The 15,452-nt window shown below is 66.7% G+C and carries 16 protein-coding genes; 1 reads left to right on the plus strand and 15 read right to left on the minus strand.

The window, feature by feature from the left end:
* Position 1: 1 nt before the first annotated feature.
* The 10 genes from ACYQ8K_RS12290 to ACYQ8K_RS12335 all read right to left on the minus strand — a co-directional run bounded on the left by ACYQ8K_RS12290 (position 2) and on the right by ACYQ8K_RS12335 (position 9,638).
* Positions 2–889: a universal stress protein gene (locus ACYQ8K_RS12290; RefSeq protein WP_459969249.1), complete on the minus strand. Its 888-nt coding sequence runs from the start codon at positions 887–889 to the stop codon at positions 2–4.
* Positions 890–988: 99 nt separating this feature from the next.
* Positions 989–1,903, minus strand: coding sequence for a formate/nitrite transporter family protein (locus tag ACYQ8K_RS12295; RefSeq protein ID WP_459969251.1), 915 nt, complete (start codon positions 1,901–1,903; stop codon positions 989–991).
* Positions 1,900–2,169, minus strand: a complete 270-nt coding sequence (locus tag ACYQ8K_RS12300; RefSeq protein WP_459969253.1) for a hypothetical protein — start codon at positions 2,167–2,169, stop codon at positions 1,900–1,902. Before ACYQ8K_RS12300 ends, ACYQ8K_RS12295 begins: the two co-directional genes overlap by 4 nt.
* Positions 2,166–2,798 carry an RNA polymerase sigma factor gene (locus ACYQ8K_RS12305; protein WP_459969255.1) on the minus strand — a complete coding sequence of 211 codons (633 nt, stop codon included), beginning with the start codon at positions 2,796–2,798 and terminating at the stop codon, positions 2,166–2,168. The genes ACYQ8K_RS12300 and ACYQ8K_RS12305 overlap by 4 nt, the downstream gene beginning before the upstream one ends.
* Positions 2,799–2,808: 10 nt before the next feature.
* Entirely contained in the window at positions 2,809–3,876 is a 1,068-nt protein-coding gene (locus ACYQ8K_RS12310) for an acyl-CoA dehydrogenase (RefSeq protein WP_459969257.1), read from the minus strand.
* Between the two features lie 5 nt (positions 3,877–3,881).
* On the minus strand, positions 3,882–4,406 hold the full coding sequence (locus tag ACYQ8K_RS12315) for an OsmC family protein (protein ID WP_459969259.1): 525 nt from the start codon (positions 4,404–4,406) through the stop codon (positions 3,882–3,884).
* Between the two features lie 164 nt (positions 4,407–4,570).
* Positions 4,571–5,887: an iron uptake transporter deferrochelatase/peroxidase subunit gene (efeB, locus tag ACYQ8K_RS12320; RefSeq protein WP_459969260.1), complete on the minus strand. Its 1,317-nt coding sequence runs from the start codon at positions 5,885–5,887 to the stop codon at positions 4,571–4,573.
* Between the two features lie 2 nt (positions 5,888–5,889).
* A complete protein-coding gene (efeO, locus tag ACYQ8K_RS12325; RefSeq protein ID WP_459969262.1) occupies positions 5,890–7,143 on the minus strand; it encodes an iron uptake system protein EfeO in 1,254 nt (417 codons plus the stop codon).
* Positions 7,103–8,713, minus strand: coding sequence for an iron uptake transporter permease EfeU (gene efeU, locus ACYQ8K_RS12330; RefSeq protein ID WP_459969264.1), 1,611 nt, complete (start codon positions 8,711–8,713; stop codon positions 7,103–7,105). Before efeU ends, efeO begins: the two co-directional genes overlap by 41 nt.
* A 91-nt stretch (positions 8,714–8,804) precedes the next feature.
* Positions 8,805–9,638, minus strand: a complete 834-nt coding sequence (locus ACYQ8K_RS12335; RefSeq protein ID WP_459969266.1) for a DUF3097 domain-containing protein — start codon at positions 9,636–9,638, stop codon at positions 8,805–8,807.
* A gap of 219 nt (positions 9,639–9,857) precedes the next feature.
* On the opposite strand from ACYQ8K_RS12335, the gene ACYQ8K_RS12340 reads away from it, so the two are divergent.
* Complete coding sequence (locus tag ACYQ8K_RS12340) at positions 9,858–10,145, plus strand: DUF3349 domain-containing protein (protein WP_459969268.1); 288 nt, start codon at positions 9,858–9,860, stop codon at positions 10,143–10,145.
* Between the two features lie 47 nt (positions 10,146–10,192).
* On the opposite strand, the gene ACYQ8K_RS12345 is transcribed toward ACYQ8K_RS12340, so the two are convergent.
* The 5 genes from ACYQ8K_RS12345 to ACYQ8K_RS12365 all read right to left on the minus strand — a co-directional run bounded on the left by ACYQ8K_RS12345 (position 10,193) and on the right by ACYQ8K_RS12365 (position 15,373).
* Complete coding sequence (locus ACYQ8K_RS12345) at positions 10,193–11,263, minus strand: ABC transporter ATP-binding protein (RefSeq protein ID WP_459969269.1); 1,071 nt, start codon at positions 11,261–11,263, stop codon at positions 10,193–10,195.
* A gap of 2 nt (positions 11,264–11,265) precedes the next feature.
* A complete protein-coding gene (locus ACYQ8K_RS12350; protein WP_459969325.1) occupies positions 11,266–12,087 on the minus strand; it encodes a carbohydrate ABC transporter permease in 822 nt (273 codons plus the stop codon).
* Between the two features lie 7 nt (positions 12,088–12,094).
* Complete coding sequence (locus tag ACYQ8K_RS12355; protein ID WP_459969327.1) at positions 12,095–12,940, minus strand: carbohydrate ABC transporter permease; 846 nt, start codon at positions 12,938–12,940, stop codon at positions 12,095–12,097.
* A 119-nt stretch (positions 12,941–13,059) separates the two neighbouring features.
* Positions 13,060–14,388 (minus strand): ABC transporter substrate-binding protein, encoded by a 1,329-nt coding sequence (locus tag ACYQ8K_RS12360; RefSeq protein WP_459969271.1) that lies wholly within the window; start codon positions 14,386–14,388, stop codon positions 13,060–13,062.
* A complete protein-coding gene (locus ACYQ8K_RS12365) occupies positions 14,378–15,373 on the minus strand; it encodes a sigma-70 family RNA polymerase sigma factor (RefSeq protein WP_459969273.1) in 996 nt (331 codons plus the stop codon). The genes ACYQ8K_RS12360 and ACYQ8K_RS12365 overlap by 11 nt, the downstream gene beginning before the upstream one ends.
* Between the last annotated feature and the right edge of the window lie 79 nt (positions 15,374–15,452).

A 15,452-nucleotide genomic window follows, 5' to 3' on the forward strand; every position in this document is an offset into this window, starting at 1 on the left:
CCTATTTGGAGGGCGGCCGAGCGACGATGACCGGCACCCGGACCGAGTGCAGGACCGCGTTGCTGACCGAGCCCAACAGCATCCTGCTCAGCCCACCCCGACCATGACTGCCGACGACCACCAGCTGTGCGGCGTCCGCATTGTCGATGAGGTGTCGCGCCGCCCGATCCCGGGCGACGAAGCGATGAACGGAGACGTCGGGATAGCGTTCCTGCCAGCCCGCCAGGCTCTCGGCCAGGCTGCGCTGGGCTTCGCCTTCGACCGCCGGCCAGTCGACGTCGAAGACCTCGACCACCGCTGCGTCGCTCCATGCGTGAATGGCCACCAGATCCACGCCGCGACGCGAGGCCTCGTCGAACGCGATTTCCGTCGCGAGCTCGGACGCCGGTGAGCCATCGGTGCCCAACAGGACGTAGCCATTCCGCTGATCCGGCAGCTCGCCGTCCCGGACGACCGCGACCGGACAATTCGCGTGCCGCACCACGGCCGAGCTCACCGACCCGAGCAGACCACGTGCCAACAGTCCGCGCCCGGAGCTGCCCATGACGATCATCTCGGCCGCGTCCGACATCTTCAGCAGGGTCGGCACCGGGGGCGAATAGACCAGTTTCCTGCCGATGGGCACCGCGCGGTCGACAGGCATCGCGTCTTCGGCGACCTTCGTCGCGTGCATGATCGCCTTTTTGCCTTCGTCTTCCAGGTTCGTGACGAGGGACTCGGGGTACGGAACCGGCGGGTATGTCGCGGTGGGAGTCGACACCGCGTGCACGACGGTCAGCGGGATGTTTCTCATCGATGCCTCGCGGGCCGCCCAGCCCGCGGCGACGGTTGACGCCGGCGAACCGTCGGCCGCGACGACGATACCGAGTTCTTTGACGGGTGCGGACATTACGTTCTCCCTCCATCGTCACCGACGCTATCCGAGGAGGGCGTGCCGGTCGTGAGGCTTTAGTCCTCAACCGTCGGGCCGGAGGTCTCCCGTCGCCTTCTAGATCTTGCGCCGTTGCAGTTGCGCGATGATCCAGAACGGCAACGCCACGAACACGGTGCCGCCGATGAGGTTGCCCAGCGTCGTGATGCCGATATTGGTGAGCAGACCATGCTGGCCGAAACCCCACCCGATCGCGCCTCGTGGTGCCACCGGGTGAAAGAGGTTGAGCAGCAGGGGAAGACCGAGAAATCCGACATTGGCGATCACGTGCTGGGTGCCGCCGATGACGAACGCGAACGGTCCGTAGAACGCGAACGCCATCCGGGCGACGTCACTGCGGGCCTTGAAGAACATGCACATCGAGGTCTGCAGGAACCATGTGCACACCACGGCGAGCAGCAGTGCCGTCCAGAAGGGTTGGCCGGCCTTCAGCGTGCCGACAGTCGCCGCTCGCTCGGCGAACGCGCCCAGGTAGGGGCCGCCGGCCGCCGCGCACACCGTGACGAAGACCAGCGCGCCCAGGATGTTGCCGATGAGTCCGACGGTCACCAACACGATGTAGCTGCGCACGCTCAGGTTGCGCTTGAGCACGGCGAGAAAACCGGCCGCCATGTCCGCGGTGATCAGTGACATGCCCGACACCAGGATAAGGACGAAGGACATCCCGAAGGCCAGGCCCATCAAAAGGCTTGCCACACCGGGGGTTTTGACGCCGGTGCTCACCACCAGCGACAGCAGGGCCCCGAACGCCACCATCACGCCGCCCACCAAGGAGCGCATCAGGAATGCCCAGGGGTGCGCGGCCTTTTCCACCGCCATGGCCGCCACCCGATCCACCATGGCGCCCACCGACAGCGGCTCGAACGGGTCCTCGGGCGTCTCACTTGCCCTGACGCCGGATGGGAACGCGGTCACGTTATCCACAACCACGGCGTCGCTCTGCAGCTGCGGCGCTTCAGCGTTGATCGTCATCCGTGTTCGCCTTTCCTCAAGGTGTTGATCGCGGTGATGACACCGGAAATGTGGTCCTCGCTGAGCTGCTCGCCGTCGAATACGTGGCTGAGCAGGATCTTGAGGTCGAGCATCTGTTGCAGGTAGATCAGGCAGGGCGGGCATTCGTCGAGGTGCTTGGCCACGATCGGTCCCCACTGTTGCGGGTCGGAGTCGACGAGATCGTCGACCAGGCGCACGAAGTCGACGCAATCGATGGTGGGAACGGTGTTGTCATGAACGGTCATCGTTGATACCGCTTTTCCAATTCGGCTCGGAGATTTCCCCGGGCGCGGTAGAGCAGCGCCCGCTGGGCTTCGGCGGACAGTTCGAGCAGCGCGGCCGCCTCGTCGGCCGAGGTTCCGACGATGTCACGCAAGATGACGAGTTGGCGCTGCCGTTCGGGTAAGGCGTCGAGAGCCGTCCGCACGTAGCCGAGGAGTTCACTGTCGACGGTGTGCTCTTCGGGGAGAAAGCGCCGCGACGGCGGCAGGCGCCAGTGTCCGGCATCGGGGTGACCGGCGGGGTGCATGCGGCCCGACAACGGGTCGTCGGCTTCACCCTCCGTGGCGGCGGCCAGCACCTCATGATGGCGGATCCGTGATTCCCGTCGCCGGTGGCGGGACGCGGTGTGTTTCACGATGCCGAACAGCCAGGTGCTCACCGACGAACGACCCTGAAACGAATCCGACGACTGCAGCACCTGTACCCACGCCTCCTGCACGGCCTCCTCGGCGACCGTCGCTGAATCCACCATGGTGCGAGCGAAATTCACCATCGGCCGGTGAAAGTCGCGCACCAGGCTGGCCAACGGGACCCCGCCGACCAGGCGTTCGGATTCGGCGCCCTCCGGCGGCACCGCCACCGGAGTCACCATCGACCCGCGCTCAGCCGCATCTGGCCAATTCCCAGCGCAGTTGGCCTTCGGACGGGGACTGGACGGGGATGAACGCGGCCTCCCGATAGCGCCGGCTTGCCGGCGTCCTGCTTGCGTACCCCTTTCCGCCGGCGGTCCGGATCTCCAGGTCGGCGCTGGCGCTGGACAATTCGGCCGCCGCGAGCCGCAGCGACAGCAGCTGCCGCTTGCTGGGTGGCTCGGTTCCTCCCACGGCCGCAGCGAGATTGGCCAGCGTCGCTTCGGCGCCGACCAGCTTCTGCGCCACGCGCTCGACATCGTCACCGAACACCGCGTTGACTCCATCGAGCCCCAGCCGAGCCTGATCCAGGGTCGTCCGGGTCAACCCCAGGCACATGGCCGACTGCAGGACAAGGAAAGTCGGTCGCACCGCCTGCAGGAAGCCCGCGAAGTCGCGCGACAACACTTGTTCGGCGGGTACGTAGGCGCCGTTCAGGTTCAGGTAGGAGGAGGCGGTGCTGCCCATGGCCAGCAGATCGAAATGCTCGCCGACGTCCACCCCGGGCGTGCCCAGGGCCAGCGCCACGATCAGTCTCTCGCCGGCATCGGTGCGCACCGCGGTCACCATCGTCGAGTCGGGATACAAATTGCTGGCCCACCTGATCGGCCCCGACACCCGGTAGCCGCCGGCCACGGACGTGGCGGTCAGCTCCACGCTGCCGCAACCGGCCGCCTCCTTGAACGCAGCGGCCATGCCCGTGACCCCCAGCACAGCTCCCGACAGCAACGGCGCGACCGCGGCAGTGCTGAATTCTGTTGCAGCCGTGAGCAAATACTCGATCGCCATGCGATGCGCCCACAACGAGAACCCGGTGCTCATGCATGCCCCGGAGATCAGCCGAATCACCTCGGCCATCGCCGGAAGCCGGTTGTCGATGTTGCCCGGGGCGCCGATCCCGAGCAGTCCGGCCTCCCCCAGCCTGGTGAAGCTGCGCCGCGAATGATCTTCGCCACGGTCCAAGGCGGCGGCGTGAGCCCGAATATCCTCCAACAGCTCGACATCCAACGTGCCGGCCGCGGGATCAATGGTCGCCGTCATGTCACCTATTCCGTACTCAGAGTCGAGTCGACGATCACCGGGTTGCGAAACGTGTTCAGCACCGGTGACCAGGCGATCGCGTTGTCGTGAATCTCTTTCAGCGTGGCGTCGTCGGCGTCGCCGGCCAGGCGCACCCTGCAGCGGACCGCGCTGAATCCCAGGCGCTTGTCCTGCGGGGTGTCGCCCACGCCCCACACCGCGGAGATGTCGATGTCGCCTTCCATCTCGACCTCGATCCTGGTCAACGTCACGCCACGATGGGTCGCGTTGGCCAACAGGCCCACCGACACGCACGAGCCCAGCGCGGCCAGCGCGGTCTCCGAAGGATTGGGGGCCGAGTCATCGCCCAGCAGCGCGGGTGGCTCGCCCACCAGCATCGGCGCCAGGTCCCTGACGTAGGTCATGTTGCGGAACCCGGTCTCGCACACCGTCTTGGCTTTGAGCGTCTTCCTGCCTGTCTCGGGGTTGGCCTTGGCGTTACAGGACAGCCGGTCAAGGCCTTCGGCGTCGATGACGAGCGCATCGGTCATGTGACTCTCTCCGTTTCTCGCTGATTCTGCGGCGTCACGGAGTTAGTGCGCGGCGGGCGCCGATGCGTGACGGCCGGCGCGCTTGATTTACCGGCCCGACACCAAACATCACGCGCGCGAAACACCGCGCCGCCGACCGGCCACCGCCCTTCGGCGAGATTTGCTCAGCTGAACAGGCTTTGCCCGATGTAGTGGCCTTCAGCCGGCGGCGGCGGCACCGCGAAGATTGCTGATCCGATGTGCCGGACGTATTCGTTGAGCAGGTCGTGCGCGCCCAGCCGGTTCTGCAGGCGAATAAAATCTTGGGGATCTTTTTGGTACGAGATGAACAGCAGGCCGGCGTTGAGTTGGCCGTTGGCGTCGAGACCGTCGGTGTAGTTGTAGGACCGGCGGCGGATCATGATGCCGTCGTTGTTTTCCCGGGCCGCGAGGCCGACGTGAGACATCGGATCGATGAGCGGGTTGCCGTCGGCTCCTTTGGCGATGAAATCCGGGGTGTCGAACTCGTGCTTGCCGCTCAGCGGTGCCCCTTCTTCCTTGGAGCGCCCAAAGATCCTCTGCTGATTGCCGATCCGGTCGACATCCCATGTCTCCATCAACATCCGGATCTTGCGGACGACCTGGTAGGTCCCGCCGTTCATCCAAGGCTGGTCGCTGTTGTCCACCCAGACGAATTTGGCGTACTCCTCGTCGGTGGCGATGTTGCGGGTACCGTCCTTGAATCCCAAGAGGTTTCGTGGGGTGTGCTGGCCGGGGCCGGCGGAGGCGCGGCCGAAACCCAAGACCGCCCAGTATGGCGAGACGATGTTGCGGCCGAGCCGGGCCAGGTTGCGCACGGCGTGGTAGCAGACCTGGGGGTCGTCGGCGCACGCCTGCACGGACAGGTCGCCGCCGTGCAGGCGGGGATCCAGGTTGTCGCCGTTGAGCGGCGGCAGGTCGGTGAACACGGCGGGTCGCCGGGCGGCCAGTCCGAACCGGTCGCCGAACAGCGACGGGCCCAACCCGATCGTGACGGTCAGACTGGCGGGGCTCAGGCCGTAGGCCTCGCCGGTGTCGACGGGCGGCTGCACCTCGACCTGGGGCTGAACGGTTCCGACCGGCTTGCCCTGCTGCAGGATGGCTGCCGCGGCCGACCAGCGGGCCAGCAGGGTCTGCAGCTCGGTGCGACCGGCGCCGCCGGCCACCGAGAACGACATGAACATGGCGTATCGCTGTGGCGGCGTGTCGATTCCGCCTTGGTGAGGTTGGCCGTAGAAGGGGTAGCTGCGACGTAGATCGACGGTGTCGTCATCGTCGCCGCGTTGTCCCGCCGCCATCGCGTGACCGGCGAAACCGCCACCGACGGCACCGATGGCGGCGCCGCCCAGCCCGGCCAGCATGGCGCCGCCGAGCGCGCGCCGGCGCGACACCGTGGCGGCGTCGGGCGGTGCGCCGGCGTTGTTCGGGTCGCCGTCTGAGGGGCCGGTGATGTCGTCGGTCATGATCAACCGGCCGTGACGACTTTTTGGGCGACGGTGGACAGGCTCTGGTGTAGCGGCTGGATCACCGCGGTCAACTTCGGTGCGTCACTGGCCTTCAGCGCCGGGGTGTAGGTCTTGTAGCCGCCGAGTGCGGCCGGGTCGCGATACCCGTCCAGCGTGGCGAGCACGGTCTGGAACTGCTGATCGATCTGGTGGACCAGATTGGCGTCGATCTTCTCCAGGCCCGGCCGTAGCGACGCGTACGCCTGCTGAGCGCCTTCGACGTTGCCCGAAAAGTCCACCAGGTCAATGTGACTGAAGGCCTCTTCCTCTCCGGTGATCTTGGTGTTCTGGATCTCTTCGATCAGGTCGCTGGCACCGTTGGCCAGGTCCTCGGGTTTGTACTGCAGGCTCGCGACGATGCCGTTCAACTTGCCGACGTTGCCCACCAATTCGGTGCTGAACGCCTTCGTCCCGGGTGTGATTGCGCCGGCCTGCCACAGGTCGCGCTCGATCGCGTGGAAGCCCTTCCAGCCGACCTTCGCGTCCACCGGCGTCGACTCACGCATGTCGATCAGATAGTCCAGACTGCCGGCATTGTCGCCGACCGCGAAGCCCGGCAGCACGAAGCCCTCCACGGTGGATTCCGAACGCTCCCAGAACAATCGGGCTTTGGCGTAGGCCGCCTTTGCCCCATCGACGTTGCCCGACTGCACGGCCGCGTCGAGCGCCTTCACGCCGTCGTTGAGCTGACCGATCTGGTTCACAATGTAGCCGGCGTAGTCCTTGGTGCCCTGGCTGAGGATGCTGGCCACCGTGCCCGTCGGCGTCGCCGGCGCTTTGCCCGTCACCGTCAGCGTCTGGTACTCGGTGCTCGCCCCCGGGCAGTACAGCTGGTAGGCGCCGCCGTCCAGCGAGACCGTGAACGACACCGGGTCCAGGCCGGGCGCGAGGTTTTCCTTCTCGCCGACAATCCGCTGGTCCCTCAGCAATTCAACCTCGCTGATGCCGGGCGCATTCGTGTTGGCGACCGTGAAGGTCACCGGCCCGGCGGGCACGCTGGTGGTGTCCAGCGCGCAGCCGTCAGCGCCGCCGTTGTTGGCCAGGGTCACCTTGACCGCGTTGGCGCTTCCGACGTTCGGTTGCTGAGCATGGTTCGAGTTGTCGCCCGAGTGGCCGCACGCGGTCACCGGCAATACCGCCGTCGCAGCAAGAATCGTTGCGGTCAAACAGAAGTCACGCGACCGGCACGTTGCCGAGGCGATGCGACTCACCATCAATCGGTTTCCTCTCATCCTCTTGCCTGCGGTCCACGCGCATCGAGGCTATCGCTGACAGCACGCACGCCAACGCAAATCCCGCGAATACCAGTGGCAGCCAGACGTTCCAGAGTTGACGCTCCCCGCGGTCGCGGTCGCTGGCGACGATGTCGGCCACCGCCGCGTGGTCTTCGGCGGCGGACGTGGACCAGTCCGTCGACAGCCCGCCGAGACTGACGGTCTTGGCCCCGGTCAGCCCACCGCCGGTCAAAATCGCCGTCCGGTTGCTCGTCGTGTGCGCGCTGACCACGAAATCACCCTGCGCGAACACGGTGTACCCGGTGGTCGTCGACCATTGACCCGCAAACGGCCCCGGAGTGCGGCCGGCCGCGAGACCGACCGGCAGCCGGCCCCCCGCCATGCTCAGCAACTGATCCAGCGTGACTTCAGGCGCGCCGTCGGCCCCGGCGGCCTCGGAAGCCTGCCATACCTGTACGGGCACGCCGTCCACCGTTTGGTCGTCTGCGGGGATGAGCACGACGTTGTGGACGGTCGAGGCGCCCTGGGGGGCGACGGCCAACTCGCGTCCGTGCGGCCCGATCGCCATCGACACCGCAGAGGTGTGGCCGTCGCGGTCGGTGACGGTGCGCACCCGCTGCGTCTGCGACGGGCCGGCGGCGGGCGTCATGAGGGTCAGCCCCGCCCCGACGATGATCAGCACCGCCGACGTGGCGGCCAGCAGCCTGCCGCGGGCTCGCGGCGTGGCGGCGAGCCGGGCGGGCCAGAGAAAAACGACCAGTACCGGCACGGCATACAGTAGCCAGCCCAGCACCTCGATGAGGCGAGGATCGGCGGGGATGCCGAACACCCCGGTCGTCGCCGCGCCCAGCACCGAATTGCTGGGTATCCAGCCGGACAGGTCGAGCACCTGTTGCTGGCCGATGGTTATCCACCCGGCCTCGTGCGCGGTGCGCAGCGCACCCAGCACCAGCCCGGCGGCGATCAGCACCAGGAACACCCCGGTCACCCGGAAGAACCGGCCGAGGTTGATCCGCAGGCCGCCGTAGTACAGCGCCACCCCGAGCCCGACCGAGGTGACGATGCCCATGGCGCCGCCGAGCACGGCGAACCACCGGTTGCCGTGCGACGTCTCGGCGGCCGCCAGCAAGAACACCGACGTCTCGAAGCCCTCCTTCAGGACGGCCAGGAACGCCATGACGACCAGGGCGAACGCGCCACCGCGGTTGACGGCCTGGCGGGCTTCGCGCTCGAGTTCCCCCTTCAGCTGGGCGGCGTTGCCGTTCATCCAGATGATCATCGACGTCACGAACACCACCGCGATGGCGTTGATGACGGTCTCCATCATCTCCTGCTGGGCCTGCGGCAGGCTGGCGGCGAACAGGTCGAGGCCGACGCCCACGCCGACGCTGAGCAGGACGGCCAGGGCGACGCCGGCGAACATCGGGCGGATGGACTGGCCGTTTCGCTTGAGGAAGGCGCCGACGATGCTCACGATGAGCGACGCCTCGAGGCCTTCACGAAGACCGATGAGGAACGTGCCGATGAATACGCCGAATACGCCCTGCATACGCCCTGTTTCTGTCCCGCCGATCGGGACTGTCGGCCTAGCGTAGCCGAACTACGAGATGGGCATTAGCCCTGGTCCGCTGGCTGCCGCGTCAGGAGACCGGCGCCGTCACGAAGTCGATCAATTCTTCGACCCGGCTGATCAGCGCCGGCTCCAGATCGTTCCAGTCGCGGACCCTCGAACGGATGTGCCGCCAGGCCCTGGCGATGTCCGCCTGGTCGTTGTGCGGCAGACCGAGCGCCTGGCATACGCCGTGTTTCCACTCCACCTGCCGTGGCACCGTCGGCCAGGCCTCCAGGCCCAACCGCTGCGGTTTCACGGCCTGCCAGATGTCGACGTAGGGATGACCGACGACCAACGTGTCGGTGCCGCCGGGCCCCCGCCGCACGGCGTCGGCGATCCGCGCCTCCTTGGAGCCCGCGACGAGGTGATCGACGAGCACCCCGAGCCGGCGCCCCGGCCGCGGGGCGAATTCGGCGACGATGTCCACCAGGTCGTCGACGCCACCGAGTTGCTCGACGACGACGCCTTCGATTCGCAAGTCCTCACCCCACACCTGTGCGATGAGTTCCGCGTCGTGGCGGCCCTCGACGTAGATGCGGCTGGCCCGGGCGACGCGGGCCCGAACGCCGGACACGGCGACCGAACCGGACGCGGTCCTGCCCCCGGCGGTCGGTGCCGGCCGTCGCGGCGCGGTGAGGATGACGGGACGCCCCTCGAGCAAATACCCAGGGCCCAAAGGGAAGCCACGCACGTGACCGCGCCGGTCCTCCAGGTCCACTCGACCGTATTCCACGCGCACGATCGCGCCGACGTATCCCGTCTCGACGTCCTCGACCACCAGGCCCAGTTCGGCCGGGTGCTCGGTCGAGCGCGGCTTGCGTCGCCCCGCGGCGAGGACATCGGTTCCATAGCGATCCACCACGCGGCAATACTAGAAACCCTTGCCGCCAAACACCGTTACGGCGCGCCACGTTCGGCGAATCGTCACCCAAGTCACTGTCGGTCCGCCGGCACCCGCGACCGTAAAAAATGCGTTTAACTGTGTGGCGTTACTCAGCTGATGGGCTCGCCGATGGTACGTTGCTAGCTGAGCAAGCACTGCCGCTTACGCGCAACTTGCGGCGGTTAGCGAGGTGGACATATGGACCTGTCGCATTGGGTGACGAGCATTGTGGCTTTCGTGCGGGCCGGCTACCCCGCCGGCATGCCGGCCACCGGCTACGTGCCGCTGGTGGCGTTGACGCGCCGACGGCTCTGCGACGATGACATCACCGCCATCGCAAGGGATCTCATCGCGCGTCGGCTCTGGCCGATCGATTCCGTTGATATCGGCGTCGAGATCACCCGGATCATCAACCAGCTGCCCTGTCCCGACGACGTCGCGCGCATCCAGCGACGCGTTCACGCGCTTCGCTGCTCCCGCGGATAGTTATCGCCGAAGGATTCATCACCGTCGCGGTAATCTACGGGAGCGCGTCAACAGATTCGGCGGCCATCCACGCCGAAGAAGTGCAGGTGCCCGGGTTCCGGATGCAGGCGTAGCCGGCTGCCCTTCGCCGGTGGGTTACGACCGTCGGCCCGCGCGACGATGGGCCCATCGATTCCCTTGCCGGAGCCGGTGATTCGCCCATACAGATAGGCGTCTGCCCCCAGCTCCTCAACGACGTCGACCTCCATCTCGACACCGAGGCCACCCAGCTCGAAATGTTCGGGCCGGACCCCGACCACGACCTCGCCCGCGCTACTGGTGATCTCGCGCGGCAGCTTGATGGGCCAATCCCCAAGCGACACCGCCGAATCCACAATGGGCAGGGTGAACAGATTCATCGCCGGCGATCCGATGAAACCCGCCACGAAGACGTTGTTCGGGTTTCGGTAAAGCTCGCGCGGCGGAGCGAATTGCTGCAGCACGCCGTCGCGCAGGACGGCGACGCGGTCGCCCATGGTCATGGCCTCGACCTGGTCGTGGGTGACGTAGACGGTGGTGGTGCCCAGCCGCCGTTGTAACGCGGCGATCTGATTACGCGTCTGCACGCGGAGTTTGGCATCGAGATTGGACAGCGGTTCGTCCATCAGGAACACGTGCGGCCTGCGCACGATCGCGCGGCCCATCGCCACTCGCTGGCGTTGGCCACCGGAAAGATCCTTCGGCTTGCGATCGAGATAGGGTTGCAGGTCAAGGAGTTTCGCCGCGTCCAACACCCGCTCACGAATTTGCTCCCTCGGCGTCTTGGCGATCTTCATGGCGAAGCCCATGTTCTGGGCCACCGTCATGTGCGGGTAGAGCGCATAGTTCTGAAAGACCATCGCGACGTCGCGATCCTTGGGGTCGACGTTGGTCACGTCCCGGTCGCCGATCCGGATACGCCCGGAGTCCACGACTTCCAGCCCGGCTACCATGCGCAGCGACGTGGTCTTCCCGCAGCCGGACGGCCCGACCAGGACGACGAATTCGCCGTCGCCCACCACCAGGTCCAGGTTGTCCAGGGCCGGCCGGTCGGCTCCCGGGTAGCGCCGAGTCGCTTGCTCGAAGGTCACCGAGGCCATGGCTAGCCGCCCATTCCGGTGACGGCGATGCCGCGGACAAACGAGCGTTGCGCGATGGCGTAGATGAGGACCAGGGGCAGCATGATCAGCATCGAGGTTGCCATCAGCACCGGCCACCGGGCAACATATTCGCCCTTCATCCTGACCAGGCCCAGGGTCAGCGTGGCCAGGCTGTTGCGCTGAATCATCAGCAGCGGCCACAGGAAATCGTTCCAGACGTTGACCCAGGTGAGCACGGCGAGCACCATCACCGCCGGTCGTGCGTGGGGCAGCAGGATTCGCCAATAGACCTGCCACGGCGTACAGCCGTCGAGTATCGCGGCCTCCTCCAGATCGGTGGGCAGGGTGCGGAAGAACTGCCGCATCAGGTATGTGCCGAATGCGCTGCCGAAGAAACCCGGCGCGATCATGGCCCAGGGGGTGTCGACCCAGCCCAGGGTTCGCATCACGAGGAACTGCGGGATCACGGTCACCGTCAGGGGAACCATCAACGTGCCGAGGTAAACGACGAACAGCGCATCGCGGCCGCGGAAATCCAGTCGCGCGAAGGCATATCCGGCCAGCGAGCAAAAGAAGACGTGCCCCGCCGTGACGCAGCCCGCGTACAGCACGGTGTTGAAGAACATTCGCCCGAACGGCATCAACGCAAACACCTCGGTGTAGTTGGACCACCGCGGGTGGGCCGGCAGCAGCGTGGGCTCGCTGACCTCACCCTCCGTTTTCAGCGAACCCGACACCGCCCACGCGATCGGGAACAGCGCGCACCAGGCGACGACGAGCAGTGCGCCATAGACGATGCCGCCCCGCACCACGGTGTGCCTGATGGCCCCCTCACTTAAGCCCACGCGAAGTCTCCAAGGATCGTCGATGGCTGACACGCAACTGCACCACGGTCAGCACCAGCAAGACGGCGAACATCACCCACGCCAGCGCGGAGGCGTACCCGAATTCGAGGAACGAGAACGCGTGCTGGAACAGCATGATGCCCAGGACGTAGGTCGCCGATTCCGGCCCGCCGCTGGGACCGTTGAGGACGTAGACCATGTCAAACGCCTGGAATGCGTGGATGACCGAGATGATGATCACGAACGATATGGACCCCCGGATCAACGGAACGGTGATGGAGACGAATTGCCTTATCTCGCTGGCGCCGTCGATCTTGGCCGCCTCATAGACCGTTTCCGGTATGCCCTGCATCGCGGCCAGCAGGACGACGGTGGCGAAGGGCACGCTGCGCCAGACGCTGACGATGCACAGCGACGCCATGGCCCAGTGGGGGTCGACCAACCACGGCACCGGACCGAGCCCGACCCAGCCGAGCATGATGTTCAGTAGACCGTTGTCGGTGTTGAAGACGAACTGCCACACCACCGCCATCACGACCGACGAGATGGCTAGCGGCAGAAAGACAATCGTTCGAAAGATGCCGATGCCCCGGACCTTCCGGTTCAGCACCCCCGCGACGGCCAGGCTGATGAGGACCGTCGGCACCACCGTGCCGAGGGTGAAGATCACCGTATTGCGGATCGCGATCAGGAAGAGCGGATCGGAGGTGAACAGGTCTGTAAAGTTCTTCAGGCCCACGAACTTTGGCGGCGTGAACACATCCCATTGCTGGAAACTCATGTACAGCGAGAAGCCCAGCGGAAAGAGCATGAACACCGCGACCGCCACCATGTTGGGGGCGACGAACAACCGGCCGGCCCAGGCGTGCCGGCGCCATGGGCTCGGATCGTCGGGGGCATTTCGCGTCGCCCTCCCGGCTGGGGCGGCCGCGCCGGATGCGTCCATCGAGGTCATGGGCTGCGCAGCACTTCGTCGACGGAGCGGGACAGCCCGCTCAAGGACGTGGCCGGCTGGCGGCCGCGCAGGACGGGCCCAAAGTTGCGGTCCATCAAGGCATTGACCTTCTCCCATGCCGGCGTGATCGGCAAGCCCTGCGAAAAGGCCGGCCCTTCGGTGAGCACGCTGAGATTGCCGAGCCGCCGATGGGCCTTGGCGAATCCGTCCGATCGCAGCGCCGACCGCAGCACCGGAACAAAGAGGCAGGATTCACCGATCAACGCCTGACCGATGGGCCCGGTGGCGAACTTCACGAATTCCCACGCCTGCTCCTTGCGGGGGCTGCTCGCCGAGATCGCCAGTCCGGTGGCGCCGATATCCGAACACGCGGCGTGCCCCTTTCCCAGCGCCGGGCCGACGGGCAGCGGGGCGACGTCGAAATCCAGGTCCTCGGCGCGGATGTAGGTCTGGTAGCGCCAGTGTCCGCCGAGGGCGATCGCCGCCCGCCCCACCGCAAACAGGTTGGGCGTCGACATCGACTGTGTCTCCGATGCGTTCGGCGCAACCCGGTACGTGTTGGCCAGATCGGCATAGAACTGCACCGCTTCCTGGAACGCCGCGTTGTCGAAGTTGAAGTGACTCGGGTTCAGCCGCGGGTCAGACCAGGCAACGCCATTGTTCATTGCGAACAGGCCCGCCGAGTAGTAGGACCCCCAGGTGTTGACGAAGCCGTACTGCGCGGCCCGCCCGGACGCGTCGCGCTTGGTCAGCGCGCGCGCCACATCGAGGAATTCGGCGAAATCCCAAGGCTGTGCCCACGTCTTGGGCGGTGCGGGCACCCCGGCTTCGGCGAAGAGCCGCTTGTTGTAGAACAGGTAGTTGCCCGACCACTGTTCGGGCAGCGCGTACTGCTTGCCGTTGAACGTGAAGGTTTCGTACAGCGCCGGGATGCTGTCCGCCTTGAGTTGGTCGGCGAACGCCTTGTCGCGGGCCAACAGCGTGTTCATGTCCAGCAGCACACCGCGGTCGGCGAGTTCGGCGTAGGACAGCTCCCACGCCATCAGCACGTCCGGGCATTTCCCGCCGACACAAAACGTCGAAAGCTGTTGCATGACGCCCGGACCGGACTGCACCGGCCGAACCTTGATATCGGGATGGCGGCGCGCGAACTCGTCGACGATGCGCATCCTGGCGTCACGCTCGTCCGGGTTGGCCGCGAAAAAGAAGGTGAGGGCGTCATCGTCGTCGGAAGCGCATCCGGCCGGCCACGGTGCCAGCGCCGCCGCCGACAGCGCGCCGGCACCCCGCAGCAGGCTGCGCCGTCCGAACGGCTTATCGAGCATTGCTCTCCCGGTCTTGCCCCGTGGCCGGTTTCCCGGTCGACTGTGTCTGACGTCCTTGGTACCCGATGAGGTTGTGATCTTCCTGGATCGGCCACCGCGGCAGCGTCAGCGCGGCCCGACGGATTCGCTCGGCGTTGCCGGTGATGTCGATCGTGTGGATGCGATCGTCGGCACCGATGCCGATCACCAGCAGGACCTGAGCTCGCCCGCGGGCCACCAGCACGATGCCCGGCGTCCCGTCGATGAGCATGACAGCACCGGCGCGCGCCCGCCGAGCGAACCGGCGAGTCTCCCCGGTGACCTCGCGGGCGCCGCGCAACGTGGTTGGCACGTCCGCCGGGACGAGGGCGGGATCGACGGTGCGCACCACCTCGGGAGCCAACAGGTCGAGCAGGCCGGCGATGTCACCGCCGCGGGTGGCCGCCAAAAACGCCTCGACCACCCGCAGGTGATCGGCGGTGCGGCGGGGCGGGGCGGCCGGCTCGGCGTGCAGGCGACCGCGCGCCCTGCTGGCCAGCTTCTTGGTGGCCTCCGGTGACCGATCCATCAGCCCGGCGATCTGCTCGAACGGCATCGCGAAGACGTCGTGCAGCACGAACGCGACGCGCTGCGCCGGGGAGAGCCGGTCGAGCACGACGAGCAGGGCGCTGCTCACCGACTCCGCCAGCAGTGCGTCCTCGTCGGCCGGTGCCGACGCCGCCTGGGTCAGTCGGTCCAGTTCGTCGGCCCCGCCGAGCGGTTGCTCGGCGCGACGCTTACGCACCCGAAGCTGGTCGAACGCCTCGCGCGCGGTGATCGTGGTGAACCAGCCGGACAGGTTGTCGACGGCGTCGAAGTCCGCACGGCTGGCCTTGAGCCAGGCCGACTGCACGGCGTCGTCGGCGTCGGCCACCGAGCCCAGCAGCTGGAACGCGACCGACCTCAGGTGTCGTCGATCGGCGTCGAAACGCCGTGCCAGATCCGTCAAATCCTGTGTTGCGCTCATGGGTCACCTTTTCCGCGCGGAAGTCGTCAAGAAGATGACCGCGTCCAACGGACTTCCTGTGGCAAAGGAGACAAACACC

The organism is Mycobacterium sp. MUNTM1, from assembly GCF_054660795.1.

Bases quoted from the DNA above. Each gene is read 5' to 3' on its own strand.
- ACYQ8K_RS12290 (WP_459969249.1), bottom strand. From the start codon at position 889: ATGTCCGCACCCGTCAAAGAACTCGGTATCGTCGTCGCGGCCGACGGT.
- ACYQ8K_RS12295 (WP_459969251.1), bottom strand. From the start codon at position 1,903: ATGACGATCAACGCTGAAGCGCCGCAGCTGCAGAGCGACGCCGTGGTT.
- ACYQ8K_RS12300 (WP_459969253.1), bottom strand. From the start codon at position 2,169: ATGACCGTTCATGACAACACCGTTCCCACCATCGATTGCGTCGACTTC.
- ACYQ8K_RS12305 (WP_459969255.1), bottom strand. From the start codon at position 2,798: ATGGTGACTCCGGTGGCGGTGCCGCCGGAGGGCGCCGAATCCGAACGC.
- ACYQ8K_RS12310 (WP_459969257.1), bottom strand. From the start codon at position 3,876: ATGACGGCGACCATTGATCCCGCGGCCGGCACGTTGGATGTCGAGCTG.
- ACYQ8K_RS12315 (WP_459969259.1), bottom strand. From the start codon at position 4,406: ATGACCGATGCGCTCGTCATCGACGCCGAAGGCCTTGACCGGCTGTCC.
- efeB (WP_459969260.1), bottom strand. From the start codon at position 5,887: ATGACCGACGACATCACCGGCCCCTCAGACGGCGACCCGAACAACGCC.
- efeO (WP_459969262.1), bottom strand. From the start codon at position 7,143: ATGGTGAGTCGCATCGCCTCGGCAACGTGCCGGTCGCGTGACTTCTGT.
- efeU (WP_459969264.1), bottom strand. From the start codon at position 8,713: ATGCAGGGCGTATTCGGCGTATTCATCGGCACGTTCCTCATCGGTCTT.
- ACYQ8K_RS12340 (WP_459969268.1), top strand. From the start codon at position 9,858: ATGGACCTGTCGCATTGGGTGACGAGCATTGTGGCTTTCGTGCGGGCC.
- ACYQ8K_RS12345 (WP_459969269.1), bottom strand. From the start codon at position 11,263: ATGGCCTCGGTGACCTTCGAGCAAGCGACTCGGCGCTACCCGGGAGCC.
- ACYQ8K_RS12355 (WP_459969327.1), bottom strand. From the start codon at position 12,940: ATGGTGGCGGTCGCGGTGTTCATGCTCTTTCCGCTGGGCTTCTCGCTG.
- ACYQ8K_RS12360 (WP_459969271.1), bottom strand. From the start codon at position 14,388: ATGCTCGATAAGCCGTTCGGACGGCGCAGCCTGCTGCGGGGTGCCGGC.
- ACYQ8K_RS12365 (WP_459969273.1), bottom strand. From the start codon at position 15,373: ATGAGCGCAACACAGGATTTGACGGATCTGGCACGGCGTTTCGACGCC.